The sequence below is a fragment of the Variovorax paradoxus NBRC 15149 genome, assembly GCF_001591365.1.
Lineage (GTDB): Bacteria > Pseudomonadota > Gammaproteobacteria > Burkholderiales > Burkholderiaceae_C > Variovorax > Variovorax paradoxus.
On the sequence record NZ_BCUT01000002.1, the window covers coordinates 1,061,103 to 1,077,898 of the forward strand.

At 67.9% G+C, this 16,796-nt stretch carries 17 protein-coding genes; 8 read left to right on the top strand and 9 right to left on the bottom strand.

What is annotated here, in order from left to right; all coding sequences use genetic code 11:
• Positions 1-30: 30 nt before the first annotated feature.
• The gene (locus VPA02S_RS19895; protein ID WP_015866313.1) at positions 31-726 is read left to right on the top strand and encodes a TerC family protein; all 696 of its coding nucleotides are present in this window, start codon (positions 31-33) and stop codon (positions 724-726) included.
• 13 nt (positions 727-739) lie between these two features.
• Positions 740-1,174, top strand: a complete 435-nt coding sequence (locus VPA02S_RS19900; protein ID WP_062365287.1) for a universal stress protein — start codon at positions 740-742, stop codon at positions 1,172-1,174.
• Positions 1,175-1,212: 38 nt separating this feature from the next.
• On the opposite strand, the gene VPA02S_RS19905 is transcribed toward VPA02S_RS19900, so the two are convergent.
• Both VPA02S_RS19905 and VPA02S_RS19910 read right to left on the bottom strand, forming a co-directional pair.
• A complete protein-coding gene (locus tag VPA02S_RS19905; protein ID WP_015866315.1) occupies positions 1,213-1,632 on the bottom strand; it encodes a DUF6766 family protein in 420 nt (139 codons plus the stop codon).
• On the bottom strand, positions 1,629-2,075 hold the full coding sequence (locus VPA02S_RS19910) for a low affinity iron permease family protein (RefSeq protein WP_062365423.1): 447 nt from the start codon (positions 2,073-2,075) through the stop codon (positions 1,629-1,631). Before VPA02S_RS19910 ends, VPA02S_RS19905 begins: the two co-directional genes overlap by 4 nt.
• Before the next feature lie 196 nt (positions 2,076-2,271).
• Here VPA02S_RS19910 and VPA02S_RS19915 point away from each other — a divergent pair, with 196 nt between their 5' ends.
• Positions 2,272-2,760 (top strand): DUF2231 domain-containing protein, encoded by a 489-nt coding sequence (locus VPA02S_RS19915; RefSeq protein WP_018906952.1) that lies wholly within the window; start codon positions 2,272-2,274, stop codon positions 2,758-2,760.
• 22 nt (positions 2,761-2,782) lie between these two features.
• Here the strand turns inward: VPA02S_RS19915 and VPA02S_RS19920 are convergent, their stop codons facing one another.
• Together VPA02S_RS19920 and VPA02S_RS19925 are read right to left on the bottom strand one after the other, a co-directional pair.
• Positions 2,783-4,555, bottom strand: coding sequence for a RecQ family ATP-dependent DNA helicase (locus VPA02S_RS19920; protein WP_062365288.1), 1,773 nt, complete (start codon positions 4,553-4,555; stop codon positions 2,783-2,785).
• A gap of 74 nt (positions 4,556-4,629) precedes the next feature.
• Entirely contained in the window at positions 4,630-5,004 is a 375-nt protein-coding gene (locus VPA02S_RS19925) for a TonB-dependent receptor domain-containing protein (RefSeq protein ID WP_018906954.1), read from the bottom strand.
• Between the two features lie 428 nt (positions 5,005-5,432).
• On the opposite strand from VPA02S_RS19925, the gene VPA02S_RS19930 reads away from it, so the two are divergent.
• The 4 genes from VPA02S_RS19930 (at position 5,433) to VPA02S_RS19945 (ending at position 8,932) form a co-directional block, all read left to right on the top strand.
• Positions 5,433-6,515, top strand: coding sequence for a type IV toxin-antitoxin system AbiEi family antitoxin (locus tag VPA02S_RS19930; protein ID WP_062365289.1), 1,083 nt, complete (start codon positions 5,433-5,435; stop codon positions 6,513-6,515).
• Entirely contained in the window at positions 6,503-7,381 is an 879-nt protein-coding gene (locus VPA02S_RS19935; protein ID WP_062365290.1) for a hypothetical protein, read from the top strand. Before VPA02S_RS19930 ends, VPA02S_RS19935 begins: the two co-directional genes overlap by 13 nt.
• Before the next feature lie 766 nt (positions 7,382-8,147).
• A complete protein-coding gene (locus tag VPA02S_RS19940; RefSeq protein WP_018906958.1) occupies positions 8,148-8,363 on the top strand; it encodes a YgaP family membrane protein in 216 nt (71 codons plus the stop codon).
• Positions 8,360-8,932 (top strand): RNA polymerase sigma factor, encoded by a 573-nt coding sequence (locus tag VPA02S_RS19945; RefSeq protein WP_062365291.1) that lies wholly within the window; start codon positions 8,360-8,362, stop codon positions 8,930-8,932. The genes VPA02S_RS19940 and VPA02S_RS19945 overlap by 4 nt, the downstream gene beginning before the upstream one ends.
• A gap of 10 nt (positions 8,933-8,942) precedes the next feature.
• On the opposite strand, the gene VPA02S_RS19950 is transcribed toward VPA02S_RS19945, so the two are convergent.
• Positions 8,943-9,293: a hypothetical protein gene (locus VPA02S_RS19950; protein ID WP_062365292.1), complete on the bottom strand. Its 351-nt coding sequence runs from the start codon at positions 9,291-9,293 to the stop codon at positions 8,943-8,945.
• Positions 9,294-9,425: 132 nt separating this feature from the next.
• On the opposite strand from VPA02S_RS19950, the gene VPA02S_RS19955 reads away from it, so the two are divergent.
• Positions 9,426-9,800: a YbaN family protein gene (locus VPA02S_RS19955; RefSeq protein WP_062365293.1), complete on the top strand. Its 375-nt coding sequence runs from the start codon at positions 9,426-9,428 to the stop codon at positions 9,798-9,800.
• A 3-nt stretch (positions 9,801-9,803) separates the two neighbouring features.
• On the opposite strand, the gene VPA02S_RS19960 is transcribed toward VPA02S_RS19955, so the two are convergent.
• The 4 genes from VPA02S_RS19960 to VPA02S_RS19975 all read right to left on the bottom strand — a co-directional run bounded on the left by VPA02S_RS19960 (position 9,804) and on the right by VPA02S_RS19975 (position 16,790).
• Complete coding sequence (locus VPA02S_RS19960; RefSeq protein ID WP_018906962.1) at positions 9,804-10,826, bottom strand: tyrosine-type recombinase/integrase; 1,023 nt, start codon at positions 10,824-10,826, stop codon at positions 9,804-9,806.
• A gap of 89 nt (positions 10,827-10,915) precedes the next feature.
• Positions 10,916-14,062 carry an efflux RND transporter permease subunit gene (locus VPA02S_RS19965; RefSeq protein WP_062365294.1) on the bottom strand — a complete coding sequence of 1,049 codons (3,147 nt, stop codon included), beginning with the start codon at positions 14,060-14,062 and terminating at the stop codon, positions 10,916-10,918.
• Positions 14,059-15,561: an efflux RND transporter periplasmic adaptor subunit gene (locus tag VPA02S_RS19970; protein ID WP_062365295.1), complete on the bottom strand. Its 1,503-nt coding sequence runs from the start codon at positions 15,559-15,561 to the stop codon at positions 14,059-14,061. The genes VPA02S_RS19965 and VPA02S_RS19970 overlap by 4 nt, the downstream gene beginning before the upstream one ends.
• On the bottom strand, positions 15,558-16,790 hold the full coding sequence (locus VPA02S_RS19975) for a TolC family protein (RefSeq protein WP_062365296.1): 1,233 nt from the start codon (positions 16,788-16,790) through the stop codon (positions 15,558-15,560). The genes VPA02S_RS19970 and VPA02S_RS19975 overlap by 4 nt, the downstream gene beginning before the upstream one ends.
• Between the last annotated feature and the right edge of the window lie 6 nt (positions 16,791-16,796).

A 16,796-nucleotide genomic window follows, 5' to 3' on the forward strand; every position in this document is an offset into this window, starting at 1 on the left:
TTCCGCGTCCACTTCGAGGAGACACCCCCCATGTCGTTTTTGACCAGTCCGGATTTCTGGATTGCCCTGTCGCAGATCATCCTGATCAACATCGTCCTGAGCGGCGACAACGCCGTCGTCATCGCGATGGCTTCCCGCTCGCTGCCGCCTGCCCAGCAGAAGAAGGCGATCCTGTTCGGCAGCATGGGCGCCATCGTGCTGCGCGTGGTGCTGACCTTCTTTGCGGTCTACCTGCTGACGCTGCCCTACCTCAAGCTGGTGGGCGCCGCGCTGCTGTTCTGGATCGGCATCGGCCTGCTCAAGGGCGATGACGGCGAAGAGAACCTGGAAGGCCATTCGAGCCTGGCTGCGGCCATCAAGACCATCGTGGTCGCCGACCTGGTCATGAGCCTGGACAACGTCGTCGGCGTTGCCGCCGCGGCCAAGGGCAACGTGCCGCTGCTGGTGTTCGGCCTCGTGATCAGCATTCCGCTGATCATCTTCGGCAGCACGCTGATCCTCAAGCTGATGGACCGCTTCCCGATCATCATCACGCTCGGTGCCGCCCTGCTGGGCTGGGTGGCCGGCGAAATGGCGATGTCGGATCCGTCGATCGCCGGCTGGGCCGCGAGCCAGCATGCGCTGCACACGATCGTGCCCGCGATCGGCGCCATCTCCGTCGTGGCGATCGGCAAGTGGCTGACCAGCCGGCAACAGCAGCCGGAACCCGCCAACCAGTCGGCCTGAAGCAGGTGTCGGCGTGAGACGGCGCATTCTGGTCCCCATCGACCCGACCGAGCCGGCCCGCACGCGCGCGGCCATCGAGCAGGTCGTGTGCATCTGCCGGCAGGAGCCGGCGGCTGTGCGGCTCTTGCGGGTGCAACCCGTGGTCTCCGGCCACGTCGCGATGTTCTTCGACCCGCAGGAGCTGCGCGAGCTGCAGCAGAGCGCGGGCGCCGAGGAACTGCAGTTCGCGCAGAACCTGCTCGCGATGTCGGGCGTGTCCTGCAGCAGCACCGTGGCGATCGGCCGCAGCGCCGAGACCATCGTTGCGGCGGCCCGCGACTTCGGCTGCGACCGCATCGTCTTCGGGCGCGACGAGCCCAGCCTTGCGGGGCGCATCTTCGGCTCGCTCGCGCAGCAGGTGCGCCAGCTGCTCGGCGCGAGCGGCGACCTGCAGGTCATCGGCTCCTGACGCATGGCGGCGGCGGCGCCGCGCGCGCCGCCGTCACGTCAGGATGCGTCTTTCTTCGCCATCCTGGTCCAGCGCAGGTCGGTGTGCCGGCCGGCGTATTCGCGGTCGATCTCGTCGATCAGGACATCGGCGTTCTTCGGGTCGACCGCCGCCAGGATCGCATCGATCTTGGCTTCCATGCGGTCGTCGCCTTCCTTGGACTGCGGCGAGCCGACATAGAGCAGGAAGGCCAGGCCGCCGATCTGCCACAGCAGCTGCAGGAACTCCGACTGCCAGTTCTCCAGCGTGTCCCTCGACATCTGGATCAGGTAGCCCGACACCTCCGGCGGCACGCCGAAGTGCTTCTGCTCGTCCACATAGGCGAACCAGCCGAAGACCCAGTGGCCCACCAGCGACACCAGGAAGAAGCCGAGCGTGACCCAGCCATAGCCATACAGTTTCCAGATGGATTTCTTCATGCTTTGCTTTCTGTTGGTTGAGCGCCTTCCTGGGGGGCGCCCCCGTGGCCGCGCCGTGCGCGCTCGCTGCGGGTGCGGTCGAGCGCGGCATGGCTTCTCTTGGCGGCCGCTTCGCATTTCTCGTGCAGCTCGGCCAGCTCCTTGTCAGTGAGCTTCTCGATGCCCATGAACTCGTCGCCGGCGTTCGATGACCGGATCAGCTCGTCGAGCTTGGTCTGAAGTGCCGCCCCGTCGCGGTTCTGCGTGTTCTGGATCAGGAACACCATCAGGAAGGTGACGATGGTGGTGCCGGTGTTGATGGTCAGCTGCCAGTTCTCGGAAAAATGGAAGAAGGGCCCCGCCGCCGCCCAGGCAACGACCAGCGCGACACAGATCAGGAATGCAATCGGACTGCCGGCCGCGCGCGCCGTGGCATTGGCGAAGGATGCGAAGAACTTGTCCATGTCGCGCAGCCTGATGCGTTGCCAACTGCAGAGCGTCATCCAGCGCCGATAAAGAGAGTTTGAATTTTTCCCTTGCGCTTGTGAGACGGCAGCCGGCGAGTAGGAAAGTACCGACCCGCACTGGCGGCACTTGCTTGCGCGGGACCGGTTGCGGCTGCCGCTCAGATGGCGGGGTTCAGGCAATGGAGGTGATCCCATGCATGCAAGAGTCCGTTTCCTTGGCCACTCGGTGCACCAGATGCTGGTGGTGTTTCCGCTCGGGCTGCTCGCCACTGCGGTGGTGTTCGACATCATCTACCTGGCGGGACACAGCCAGGTCATGGCCGCCGTTTCATACTGGCTGATCGCGGCCGGCCTGGTGGGCGGCGTGCTCGCCGCGCCTTTCGGAACCCTCGACTGGCTGGCCATTCCTTCGGGCACCAGGGCCAAGCGCATCGGCGCCATGCACGGCGGGGGCAACGTGCTCGTCCTGCTGCTGTTCGTTGCGAGCTTTCTGCTGCGCGACCGCGACTATGCGCCGCAACTGGGCCAGATGGCCTGGTCCTTCGCAGGCGCGGCCCTTGCCATGGTCACGGCCTGGCTCGGCGGAGAGCTGGTGGACCGGCTGGGCATCGGTGTCGACGAAGACGCCGGCATGAACGCTTCGAGCTCGCTGCACAAGCGGCACGTGATCGCGGGCAAGTAGGCTTTCGCGCTGCGCGCCGGCCTCAGGCCCGGCGAAGCGCGGGCACCGGGCGCACGAACTCGGGCCGGAAGCAGCGCTGGCTGCCGTCGGGAAATTCGATCGTCACGGAGACCGCATCGGCGGCCGTGACGCATCCGACCCCATAGCGCGGCACGCGCACCGACGCTCCCCGGGCAAAAGCGGCGGCGTGCTGCGGCGGGTCTGCTTCTTCCTTTGCTGCCGCGTCTCGCGCAGCCGCGCGGCGCTCGCGCTCGTGGCGGGCCAGCCGCACGCAGTTGTCGCAGGCGCCGCAGCGCTGCGCGAGCGCATCGCTTCCAAGGCCCGACAGAAGCACCTGCCAGCGGCACAGGCCGGTCGTCGCATAGAAGGTCATGCGTTCCAGCGCCTCGCGGTCCTGCTCGCGCTTCTCGCGGTGTTCGTCCAGAAGCGCATCGAGTTCGGCGTCTTCGAGGGGCGGCTTCCCGCGCCAGTGCAGCCGTCCCTCGCGGTCGCGCGCCACCCGGTCTTGCTGCCGCAGCAGGCTCAGCAGCACGCGAAGCTTGCCGCGCGGCAGGCGCGCGCGCTGCTGGAGCTGCGCCTCGCTCCAGCCCGGTGCCGCGGCTGCGTTCGGCATCGGCAGCAGCTGCTGCTGCAGCGCACGCAGTTCGGCCAACTCGGGCAGCCAGCCGGCCAGGAAGAACTGCTGCACGGCGCGGTCGCGCCGCAGGTACAGAAGAATGCAGTCGGCGCGCTCCCCGTCGCGGCCGGCGCGGCCCGACTCCTGGTAGTAGGCATCGAGGCTGGAGGGCATCTGGTAGTGCAGCACGAAGCGGATGTCCGGTTTGTCGACCCCCATGCCGAAGGCATTGGTGGCCACCATCACGCGCAGCTTGCCCGCCATGAACGCGTCCTGTGCGGCGCGCCGTTCGCCGGCGCGCCGCCGGCCGTGGTACAGGCCCGCGGACTCGCCGGCGGCCGCCAGTTCGGCGAAGAACGCCTCGGCCGCCTTCACCGTGGCGGTGTAGACGATGCCGCTGCCCTTGAGGCCCGCCACCAGCGCGAGCGCGCGCCGCAGCTTGTCTTCCTCGCGCATCGCCGGCTCGACCGCGTAGTGCAGGTTGGGCCGGTACGCGCCGGTGTCGACGAGGCCGGCGCGCGGAATGCCGAGCTTCTCCATGATCTCCCCGGCCACTTCGCCGTTTGCCGTGGCCGTGAGCGCCAGCACCACCGGATGGTTCAGCGCGCGCACCGCCGCGCCCAGCTCGAGGTAGGCGGGCCGGAAGTCGTGCCCCCACTGCGAGATGCAATGCGCCTCGTCGACCACGAGCAAGGAGGTCGGGTGCCGCTGGAGCAGCGCGAGGAAATCGGCGTCGGCCAGGCGCTCCGGCGTGCTGAAGATCACGCGCGCCGAACCGTCGGCAATGGCGGCCTGTGCGTCGTCGATCTCCTGTGCGGTGCACTGGCTGTTGAGCTGCACGGCGCTCACGCCCGTCGCGTTCAGCTTCTCGCACTGGTCCTTCATGAGCGCGATCAGCGGCGAGACCACCACCGTCTGCCCCGGCGCGAGCACCGCGGGCACCTGGTAGCACAGCGATTTTCCGGCGCCCGTGGGCATGACGGCGAGCGTCGATTCGCCGCCGACCACGCGATCGATCACGCGGCGCTGCCCGGGCCGCAGCCGCCGATGGCCGAACACCTCGTGCAGCACGCGGTCAACGGGTGCTTCAGAGGCGGCGCGGGTGCGTTGCTTGCGGACGGCGGCCCGCGTCGTCGGCTTCGCTTTCTTCGGCGGTGGCTTCTGGTGGTGCTCTGGCATGCGTGAGCGCCAATCTGCCCGCCGGGCGAACGCCGCCCTGTGGGCGCACATCCATGCGCCGCGTCGGCCGGGTCTTAGAAGTCGATGCTGGCCGAGAGGCTCAGCGTGCGCGGCGAACCGACGAACAGGTAGCCCGCGGCCGACGTGCCCCAGTAGTCCTTGTCGAACAGGTTCTCCACGTTCATGCGGAAGGTGACGGGCTTGCCGCCGAGCCGCGTCGCATAGCGCGCGCCGGCATTGAAACGATTCCAGCCGGGGATGTGCAGGGTGTTGGCAGGATCGACGGCGGTCTTGCCCGTGTGGATCATGCGGCCCGTGAGCGTCAGGCCCGGAAGGAACAGCATGTCCCATTCCGCGCCCAGGTTCAACTGCCAGTCCGGCACGCCGATCGCCTTCCTGCCTTCCAGCGCACTCGTGGTCGCCTTGGTGATGATCGCGGCCGATCGCAATGGGTTTTCCCACGGTGCTCCTGCACTAGCGTCACCGCGCGCTCACGCACCTCGGGTGAGAACTTCTTCGACTTCTTCATGGCTCAATCCTCTCCCGAGAGCTTTGAGCCCCACAATCCGGGGCGATTCAAAGAGAGTCAAGGATGGCTTGAGAGGACACGCCTGGGTGCGTGTTGGTATTCAGGCGAGGTCCGCATCTGGTATGGAGAGCGCCAGAAATCGGGTCCTGCCACAGCGGATTGCTTCAGCACTGATCGTACTAACGACGCCATGAGCCCTGGGGCATCTCGAAAGGCCACGCTCACTTTGGACGCAGGTCCGAACCTCGAACAAGCAATTTTCACCAATAGGGTGTTTCAGCGCTTGCTGAAATTAGCTTTGCCGATGAAATTTCTTGACATTTTCACCAAAAAGGCTACTTTCAGCGAATGTTGAAAGCGATCGAGTCGATGAAAGAGGTAGCTTGCCAAGCTGCGGACGCCCTCCGAACGCTGCTCGAACAGGTGTCAGCGATCCAACTGCTGGACATTGAGCACGGGACCCGGGATCCCCACTTCGGGATCAATATCGTGGCGCACATCGACGTGTCGGGCGCGCGGCGTGTCCTGGTTTGCGAAGTGAAGTCGAGTGGGCAGCCGCGCCATGTTCGAATGGCATTGCTTCAGTTGCGCCATTACATCGCTCATCAGGCACCAGACGCCACGCCGGTTTTTATCGCACCGTATCTGACCCCGGAAGCCCAAGCACTCTGTCGCGAGCAGGAAGTCGGGTTTCTCGATTTCGAGGGCAATGCCCGCTTAGTCTTTGACGGCATCTTCATCGAGCGCCAAGTTGCCAGCAAGCCAGTTGCCGAGCGGCGGGAGCTCAAATCGCTGTTCAAGCCGAAGTCAGCACAGGTGCTGCGCGCAATGCTTCGTGATCCCAACCGAGCGTGGCGCGTCACGGAGCTCGCTCAGGTCGCCGATGTCAGCTTGGGCCATGTGAGCAATGTGCGCACCGGCCTGCTCGATCGTGAGTGGGCGCAAATATCCGACGAAGGCATGCACTTGTCTGAGCCCGACGCGCTTTTGGACGAGTGGCGCGACGCCTACGAACCACCGGCTGGCCCGCGAATGAACTTCTACACGACCTTGCACGGTGGTCCGTTGGAGGCGGCTGCGCGGCGGGTTTTGCATGCGGATCGCGAAGCCGGTCGGGCGATATTGGCGTCTTTCTCTGCAGCGCAGTGGCTCGCCCCATATGGCCGCACGGGAATGCAGTATTTCTACGCGGACGATGCGGGCCTTGAACATTTGCTCGCGGGCCTGAAGCTGTCGTCGACTTCGAAAGGCGAGAACGTGACTGTGACTGTGCTCAAGGACCTCGGTGTCTTCCGCGATACAGTGGAGCCAGCACCTGGCGTCATCTGCACCAGCCCGGTCCAGACGTACCTCGATCTCGCTGCGGCCGGGGAGCGAGGGCGGGAAGCAGCCGAGCATCTACGAAAAGAATGGCTGACATGGCCGAAATGACGCAGGGCGAGCCACAGTCCGCCGCCGACTACGACGACCGCACGACAGCGGCCGTCAAAACGGTGCTTGTCGAGATTGGTCAGATCCTTGGGAGCTTCAAGGGCAAGTTCGCCATCGTCGGCGGCGCTGTACCGTGGTTGCTGCTCGATAACCAAGACATGCCGCACGTCGGCACGCTGGATGTGGATCTCGGCCTGGACGCAGGCGCACTAGGCGACGGCGAATATGCCATGCTCATTGAGGCGTTACAGGGCCACGGCTATGAGCAGCGCCGCGAACTCCGACGCTTTCAGCTCGTTCGCGAAGTTCCTACCCAGGACGGCGGTACTCCGATTGACGTCATTGTCGACTTCCTGATGCCCCGTAACGCCGAGATCGTCAAGAACGTGCCGCCTCTGATCAGCGACTTTGCAGTGCAAAGAGCGGACGGTGCCGATCTGGCCCTTCACTTCTATCGGTTGGTGGCGATCACCGGTTCGATGCCGGCTGGCGGGACGAACCGCGTCGAGATCGCCGTCTGCTCGATCCCAGCGCTTCTGGCAATGAAGGGTCATGCAATCGAAGGACGCTACAAACAGAAGGACGCCTACGACATCTATTACTGCGTCCGCAACTACCCGGGAGGCCCAGAGGCGCTCGCCGAGGAGTGCCGCCCGTTGCTCGGTCATGCCAGCGGCGCGGAGGGGTACGGCTTCATTGCGGGTAAGTTCGACACCGTCGAGGGCTTTGGGCCGACATGTGTACGTCGCTTCGTCGAAGAAACGGATGTCCTCGGAGATCGCAGTCCGGAGCAGTGGCAGCAGGATGCTTTCGGTCAGGTCGACGCCTGGCTGCGCGCACTCGGGTTGAGGGAGGCGGCCCCATGACTCACCAACGTTCAGCATCTTCGATGCACTGTCTGCCTGGGGCGAGACGCTACCAGGTTGGCAACATTTCGTTCTGAGCGGGCTCGTGGCGGCGGAGGTGGAATTGCCCGATGAAGCCCTCGATGAGGTTCTTTCCGAGTACCGGATCGATCAGCACCTGGCCGACCCAGATGCAATGCACGTGGACCAAGGCATGACATTGCCGCGGTTTGGGGCAGGCGTGCCGACATTCGCTATGGCTAGTAAGTTGGCCGTGATGTCGTCGGTATCCGAAGTCGATGCACTCGCCGCCAGCGGGCGGGGCTACAGCGAGCAGCTGATCGAGCGCAACCCGCGCCAGACGCGCTCGTCCTCCCTGACCTGGCCGATTCGCCAGGCACCGTCTGGCGAATCTCCGGCACTGCCGCCGGGACATGCTGCGCTGGCGTCTGATGGGCCGTCGCTCGCCGGCGCCGATTCTGCCGGCGCTCCCGGACCGCGACCGTTGGAAGACCTTGCGCGATGTGCACGCTGCCTGGTCCGCCTACGTTCTCCGGCAAGATCATGGCCGCGAACTAACGCACCTGCTGGAACGCCGAGCAGCTGCAGAGCGAACTGGAGAAGACGCGGCGCATGCTGGAGACGCGCGGCGCCCTCGGCGGCAAGGACCAGGCGGGGGACACGGCCGGGCCATAGAAAAAGTCCTGCGGAATTCTTTTCGGCGCCGAATCCTTTTGGCCCTGGAGTGGCCTCCATGCAAGGGTCAACAATCACCGGAGCCCGCACCATGTTTCATCTCAAGCGCAACCTCCCGTCATGGGAGCGCGCAGTTCGGCTGTGTCTCGGCGTCATCGCCGCCCTCGGCGCTTTCTACTTCCTGCCCGCCGGGACGCTTCGCATGCTGGGGTTCGGCACCGCGGGAATGCTCGCGGCCACGGCCATCGTCGGGTTCTGTCCCGCCTGCGCAATGCTCGGCCGGAAGGCCGCGGACCCGGCCCGATGATCGGCGCGTCCGCCGCGCTGATCGAAGCCGCCTGCGCCGGGGACGAGCGGGCGCTGTCGCAATTGCTGCGCGCCTGCCAACCCGACCTCCGGCGATTCGCGCGCCGCACCTGCTCGAACAGCGAGGACGCCGAGGATGCGGTGCAGGTGGCGCTGTGGCAGCTGCACCGCAAGATCGGCACGCTCGGCACCGTGGCGGCCTTTGCCAGCTGGCTGTTCCGCATCGTCGAGCGCGAGTGCTACCGGATCTTCAAGCGCGGTGCCGCCAAGGCGCCCCTTCCAGCGCCGTTGGCAGAGGAACTGGCCGCGCCACCGATTCCCACGGACCTGCGCCTCGACCTTGCGAAAGCGATTGCCGCGCTGCCGGAGGCCTATCGCGTCGCGCTGATCCTGCGCGATGTGGAGGAACTGACCGCCCCCGAAGTCGCGGCAAGCCTGGGCCTGAGCGTGCAGGCCGTGAAGAGCCGGCTGCATCGCGCCCGCGCGATGGTGCGCGAGAACCTGATGAACGGCGGTTACTGGGAGCGGGATGGCGAATCGAGGCCGGGTCCGCGGGCGGACATCGGGTAGCCCTCTTTTTTCACTCGTCCAACGCCGGGTCCTTGCGCGTGCGCGTCAGCAGGCTGCGCACCGAAGATTCGAGCTCGCGCAGCTGGAGCGCAATGCCGTGCAGCTGCTCGGCAAGAGTCGTGAATCCGGCGGGGTCCTCCGTCCTGGCGGCGGCCGGGCTCGCCGGCCGGTGCGAAGCCTCCGGGCTCACGGCGTGCATCAAGGCGGCGACGCTGGCGGCGGCACCGCCGGCTGCACGGCGAAGCGTGTCGATGGCCTGGTCGACCTGCACGTCGCGCCTTGCCATGGCATCTGCCACGCTGCCGCGCCAATCTTCCAGCGCGCGAGGCTCCTTGCCGAACAGGTTGTCGATCTCCTTCATACCCCGATTTTGTCGGAGAACGGGGTTCAGATCACGCATGGCCGTCGGCGGCTCTCGAGCAGCCTTGGCTTAGGATGCGCCGATGCCTCTTTCGCAACTTCCGGCGGATCGCCCCGAAGGGTGCCTTTCTTCATGAGGCCGGCCGGCCCCGTCGCAAGACTGCTCTGGCGCGCGCTGGCGCTGGTGTTCGTCGCCCTCGGCCTGATCGGCGCCTTTCTTCCCGTTCTGCCGACGGTGCCGTTCCTGCTCGCGGCCGCCTGGGCTGCCGGGCGCGGCTGGCCCGCGCTCGAAGACTGGCTGCTCGGGCACCCCCGCTATGGCAAGCACATCCGCCAGTGGCGCCAACGCGGAGCGGTGCCGCGCCGCGCGAAATGGACCGCGACGGCCATGATGGCGCTGAGCTCGGCCGTGCTGCTGGCCACCGCCGCACCCATCGCCGTGAAGATCGGCGCGCCGGTGCTCATGGCGGCGGTCGCGATCTGGCTGTGGAGCCGGCCCGAAGACTGATCGTCAGACGATCTCGGCCGGACCGGTGAGCACGCGCTGGTACTTGCCCATCGCCTCGGGCTCCACGCCGAGCCAGCGCGCCACCTGATCGAGCGTGGCGCCCCTGCGCAACTGGCGCAGCGCAAAGGTGTGGCGCAGCAGGAAGGAGCCGCCGCCGGCGGCCTCGATGCCCGCATCCTGCAGCACCTGCTTGGCGGCAACGTACTGCGCCTCCTTGCTCCAGGGCTTGCCGCTGCGCGTGGCCGGGAACAGGAACTCGCCCGCGATCAACAGCTCGGCGCGTACCTTGAGCCAGTGCTGCAGCAGTTCGCCGGCCCAGGGAGCGACCGGTGCCTCGCGCGCCGGCGAATTGCCGTTGCCCGGCACCGCAACCTTCCAGGGCCGATCGCGCCGGCCAGCCATCTGCGATGTGGGCGCATCGAGCCGCAGCAGGCGGACGTCTCCGGGCGTGAGCCCCGCGCCCAGCTGCAGCGCAACGGCCGTGCGGTTGCGCAGCGCCTGCCAGCTCAGCGCGGCCTGGGCATGCCGGTCGCCTGCCGCGCCGGGACGTGGCCGGGCGCTCGAGAGAAAGACGATGAGATGCCGGGCCTCGGAGACCGAGAGGAATTCCGGCAGCGGATCGGCCCGCACCGAATCCGCATAGCGAATCTCCGGCTGCGTTGCGATCCAGTCCGCGGCGGCGGTGTTGACGGGAACGTCGTGCGTCTGTGCATGGTGGCGCAGCACCCGGTCGATCAGCCGAAGCAGGCGCAGCGCATAGCGCGGCGACAGCGACAGGTCGTCGCTTTTCATGCCGAAGCGCGCCTGCTGGAACGCCGACAGGTCGCCCTTGTCCAGCGACGCAAGCGTCACCGCGGGCGACTGGCCGAGGCACCAGGCCGTGAAACTGCCCCACATGTCGCGATAGACCGCGATGGAAGAGGGCTGCCGCAAGGCGCCGTTTTCTTGCTGCGCGGCCAGCCAGCTGGCAAACGCCGCCTGATGCGATTCACCGGAGGGTTCGGAGAAGAGGGGAAGCGACGGCATAGGAAATACGCTAACGGCAGGTGTTTCTTTGATGAGCGAAAGGACGGCCGGGCACGGAATGGAGTTCTGATTGAAGGAACGGATTGCCGTTAGTGTATTTGCTTGTCGGATCTCACGGCACTCCCTCGGCGACGCAGCAAATACCACGCAGCCGGAACCACCAGCATGCTCAAGAGCGGCGCGGTGACCATGCCGCCCACCATGGGCGCGGCAATGCGCGTCATCACTTCCGAGCCGGTGCCGCTGCCAAGGAGGATGGGCAGCAGGCCCGCCATGACGACGGCCACCGTCATGGCCTTGGGCCGCACGCGCAGCACGGCGCCTTCGCGGATGGCGGCGCGCAGGGTCTGGTCGTCCATCGGCTCGCCGGCGGCCAGGCGCCGCGCCAGCGCGTTCTTCAGGTAGACCAGCATCACCACGCCAAACTCGGCCGCCACGCCGGCCAGCGCAATGAAGCCCACCGCCGTGGCGACGGAGACCGAGTGGCCCATGGCCCAGACCAGCCAGAAACCGCCGATCAGCGAGAACGGCACGGCCGCCATCACCAGCGCCGCGTCGCCGAACGACCTGAACAGCAAGTAGAGCAGCACGAAGATGACCGCCAGCGTCGCCGGCACGACCAGCTTCAGCCGCTCGGTTGCGCGCTCCAGGTATTCGAACTGCCCGGACCATGACACCGCGTAGCCCGCGGGCATCTTCACGGCGCGGCCGACAGCTGCCTGCATGTCGGTGACGGCGGAGCGCAGGTCGCGCCCGCGCACGTCCACATAGACCCAGCCCGACAGCCGCGCGTTCTCGCTGCGCAGCATCGGCGGACCGTCCTCGATGCGGATGTTGGCGACATCGCCCAGCAGCAGTTGCGCGCCCCTGGCCGTGACGAAGGGCAGCTGCCGCAGGCGCTCGAGCGAGTCGCGGACCTCGCGCGGATAGCGCAGGTTGATCGGATAGCGCTCGCGCCCCTGGATGACTTCGCCCACGTTGTCGCCGCCGATGGCCGTGGACACCACGGCCTGCACGTCCGCCACCGAGAGGCCATGGCGCGCTGCCGCGAGCCGGTCGACATCGACATCGATGTAGCGCCCGCCGGTGAGCCGCTCAGCCAGGGCCGACGACACGCCGGGAACGCCCTTGACCGCGGCTTCGATCTGGGTGGTCAGCGCATCGATGGTGGCCAGATCCGCCCCGGCCACCTTGATGCCGACGGGGCTCTTGATGCCCGTGGCCAGCATGTCGATGCGGTTGCGGATCGGCGGCACCCACACGTTGCTGAGGCCCGGCACCTTGACGGCGCGGTCCAGTTCCTCGACCAGCCTGTCGGCCGTCATGCCCGCGCGCCATTGCGCCCGAGGCTTGAACTGGATGGTGGTCTCGAACATCTCGAGCGGCGCTGGATCGGTGGCCGTGTCCGCGCGTCCCGCCTTGCCGAACACGCGCTCGACCTCGGGCACCGTCTTGATCAGCCGGTCGGTCTGCTGCAGCAGCTGGGACGCCTTCGACACCGAAAGCCCGGGCAGCGCCGACGGCATGTAGAGCAGGTCGCCTTCGTCCAGCGGCGGCATGAACTCGCCGCCGAGCCGCATCATCGGCACCGCGGTGAGGGCCAGCAGCACGGCGGCAACGAAGAGCGTTCCCTTGGGAAAGCGCAGCACCAGCTCCAGCGCGGGCCGGTAGGCCGCCATGAGCAAGCGGTTCACCGGGTTGGCGGCTTCATGCGGAATCCGCCCGCGGACCAGGTAGCCCATGAGCACCGGGATCAGCGTGACCGACAGGCCCGCCGCGGCCGCCATGGCGTAGGTCTTGGTGAAGGCCAGCGGCGAGAACAGCCGCCCCTCCTGCGCCTCGAGCGAGAACACCGGCACGAAGGACAGCGTGATCACCAGCAGCGAGAAGAACAGCGCCGGCCCCACCTCGACGGACGCATCGGCCACCAGCCGCCAGCGCTCGGCCACCGCGGGCGGCCGGCCCTGCGCGGCCTCGAAGGCCTCGATGTGCTTGTGCACGTTCTCCACCATGACGATCGCGCCGTCCACCATCGCGCCGATGGCAATCGCGATGCCGCCCAGCGACATGATGTTGGCGTTGACCCCTTGCCAGTGCATGACCACGAACGCGGCCAGCACGCCGATGGGCAGCGCCACCACAGCGACCAGCGCCGAGCGCAGGTGGAACAGGAACACCGCGCAGACCAGCGGCACCACGACGAACTCCTCGACGAGCTTGGAGCGAAGGTTCTCCACCGCGCGGTCGATCAGCAGCGACCGGTCGTAGGTGGGCACGATCTCCACGCCCGGCGGCAGGCCCGGCTTGAGCGCCTCGAGCTTCGCCTTGACGGCCTCGATGGTCGTGCGCGCGTTCTTGCCCGAGCGCATGACGACCACGCCGCCGGCCACTTCGCCTTCGCCGTCCAGCTCGGCGATGCCGCGGCGCATCTCGGGGCCGATCCGCACGGTGGCCACGTCGCGCAGCAGCACCGGCGTGGCGCCCGCCACCGCGAGCGGGATGGTCCGGAAATCATCGAGCGAGCGCAGGTAGCCGCGCGAGCGCACCATGTACTCCGCCTCGGCAAGCTCCACCACCGAGCCGCCCGAGGCCTGGTTGCCCTTCTGCAGGGCCTCCACCACTGCCGCCTGCGTGATGCCGAGCGCGCGCATGCGGTCGGGGTCGAGCACCACCTGGTACTGCCGCACCATGCCGCCGATGCTGGCCACCTCGGCCACGTCGGGCACGGTCTTGAGCTCGAACTTGAGGAACCAGTCGTTGAGCGCGCGCAGCTGCCCGATGTCGCGCGTGCCCGTGCGGTCGACCAGCGCGTACTCGTAGACCCAGCCCACGCCCGTCGCGTCGGGGCCGAGCGATGCGCTCGCGCCCGCGGGAAGCCTGGCCTGCACCTGGTTGAGGTACTCCACCACGCGCGAGCGCGCCCAGTACGGATCGGTCTTGTCGTCGAACAGCACATAGACGAACGAGTCGCCGAAGAAGGAATAGCCGCGCACGGTTTTGGCGCCGGACACGCTGAGCATGGTGGTGGTGAGCGGATAGGTGACCAGGTCCTCGACCACCTGGGGTGCCTTTCCGGGGTAGGGCGTGCGGATGATGACCTGCGTGTCCGAGAGATCGGGCAGGGCATCGAGCGGCGTATGCGCCACCGACCAACCTCCCGCGGCCACCAGGAACAGGGTCGCGATCAGCACCAGGAAGCGGTTGCCGACCGACCAGCGGATCAGGGCGGCGATCATTTCGTGGCGCCCGATTGCAGTCGCTGGATGGAGACCAGCTCGTAGCCCATGGCGCCGCCTTCCCTGAACTCGAAGCGCACCGGGTCGCCCGGCTTGATCTCGGGGAATGCGCTGGGCGCGGCCTTGCCGAAGCCCATCGTCATCGCGGGCCACTGGAGCGTCGCGACCGGCCCATGCGAAATGGTGATGCCGTCGGGCGCCACGCTCTCGACCTTGCCTTCGGCCTGGTGAGTCACCACGGCCGGTGCCGGGGCGCTTGCGCCCGGTGCGGCCGCGGGTGCCGCCATGTTGCCGAGCACCGAGCGCAGCCGCGCCTCCGAGTCGATCAGGAACTGGCCGCTGGCCACCACCTCTTCGCCCTCGGACAAGCCCGAGACGACCTCGGTGTCGTCGCCCAGGTCCGCGCCCGGCGACACGTCACGCGGCTCGAAGGCACCGTCGGCCTTGCGCACGATGACGACGGCGCGCCGGCCGGTGCGGATCACCGTCTCCGAAGGCACCACCAGCCGGTTGCTCGCGGGCCCCGCCACCTGCAGCCGCAGCAGCATGCCGGGCGCGAGTTTTCCCTTGGTGTTGTCGACCTCGAAGCGGGCCTTCAAGGTGCGGGTGGCGGTGCTGATCTCGGGCAGGATCTCGTCGAGCGCACCGTCGAACGACTGCGATGCGTCGGCCTGCAGAACGGCCTTGGCCTTCTGCCCGCGCGCGAGGCCAAGCGCCTGCGCCTCCGGAATCTCGGCCACCGCCCAGACCTTCTGCAGGCCCGCGATGCGGAACAGCGTCATGCCGGGCGTGACCGCGACGCCTTCGCGCACGCCCAGCTCGGCCACCACGCCATCGACCGGCGCGGTGAGCACGTAGCGCGCCTGCGCCGTGCCGCTTTCCTCGCTGCGCCGGATGAGTTCGGCGGGAATCGACAGCGCCCGCATGCGGGCGCGGGCCGCCGCAACGAGATCGGGCGAAACGCCCGCGCGCCTGAGCGCAAGCCACTCGTTCTGCGGCCCGAGCCAGTCGGGCGCGAAGAGGGTGGCCAGGGCCTGGCCCTTGCGCACGCGCTCCATCGGTGCGCGAACCGACAGGCGCTCGACGTAGCCGGCCACGCGGGTCTGCACCGCGGCATTGAGCCGTTCGTCGAACTGCACGGAACCGATGGCTTCGAACGAGGACGACGCGTCGGTGCGCCGCACCTTCGCATACCGGATGCCGAGGTTCTGCTGCGCGGCGGGGCTGATCTTCACGCCCGCGTCGCCAGCCGCACCGGTGGCGCTGTCGGCATACACGGGCACGAGTTGCATGTCCATGAACGGCGACTTGCCGGGCTTGTCGAAGCGCGGGCCAGGCACCATCGGGTCATGCCAGTAGAGGACCTTGCGGCCATCGGGAGCGGCGGCCGCGATCGAGGCATCCGCGGCCTGGCCCGTCTTGCGGCCCAGGTAGAAGGCACCGGTGGCGAGCAGCAGGGCGGCCAGCAGCAACACGCCCGCGGTGAGTTTTCGGTTCATTGCGCCACCTCGGCAGTGAGCGGCCGGAAGGCCAGTTGGATGCGGGTCCGCGCGAGATCGCGCTGCAGCGCCAGCAGCTTGCGCTGCGCTTCGAGTTCGGCATGCCGCGCCTCGAACGGCGCAGCGAGGCTCGCCTGGTTGGAGCGGTAGGCCGCCATCGCGGCGGCCGTCCTCTGGCCGGCGGGAACGACGACACCGGCGCGATAGCGCTCGATGCGCTGCCGCAGGCGCTCGGCATCGCTCGCGAGTGCGCGGTATTCGGCACCGGCGACGCGGGTGGCCTCGGCCAGATCGGCTTCGGCCTTCTCGACGAGCGCCAGCCTGGCGGCGGTGTCGCGGTCCTGCCGTTCGCCGGGTGCCACGGGCAGCGGAATGCTCACGCCGACCGACACCACGTCGGAATAGCCGGTGCGCTGGCCGTAGGCGAGCTCCCAGGTCCAGTTGGGCTTGCGGTTGGACGCCGTGACCGCCGCCGCCTGCCGGGCCACGTCGACGTCGCGCTGCCGCGCGGCCACCGTGGCGTGCCCGGCCACATAGGCGTCTTCAGCGGGCAAGGGAAGCTCGCCGACGGGCATCAGCTCGTCGGGTTGCACGCCCACCCAGCGTTCGAGCGCCACGCGCGCGGCGTTCTGCTGCTGCCGGATGTCCGCCGCCTCGTCTTCCGAGACGCCCTTTGCACCTGCCATTGCCAGCGCCTCCTGGCTGCTGCCGGCGGCCGACGACAGGCGCGCACGCGAAGCTTCCAGCTCTTCATGCGCGTGGTGTTCCGCCAGCACGGCGAGCTTCAGGCTTTCGCCGGCGTAAAAGGCGTCCAGGTATGCGAGCGCGGTCTGCAGGCGGGTCTCGGCCGCGGCCACCTGCGCCTGCACCCTTTCGCGTCCGACCGCCGCATCGGCAGCGGCCTGGCGCGCCGCGCGCTTGTCGGCGGACAGCCATTCCTGGCTGATGCCGATGCGCTTCATCGTCATCGGTTCGCGCGCGGTGTGGAAGCGGTCCGGCCCGGTCGCGGGCAGGTTGTCGATGCCCACGCGCAGCACGGGATCGGGAAGCTGGGCCGCGGCCTGCGCCGCTTCGGTGGCGCTCCGCACCCCGGCGCGGGCGGCGCGTGCCGTCTCGGAGCGCCGGGCGGCCAGCTCCAGCGCGGCGTCGAGCGACAGGGGCGCGGCCGTCGCAAGGCACGGCAGCAGCACAACCGCCAAGGCGGTTGCGCGGGAAAAGAAAATGGACATGACAAC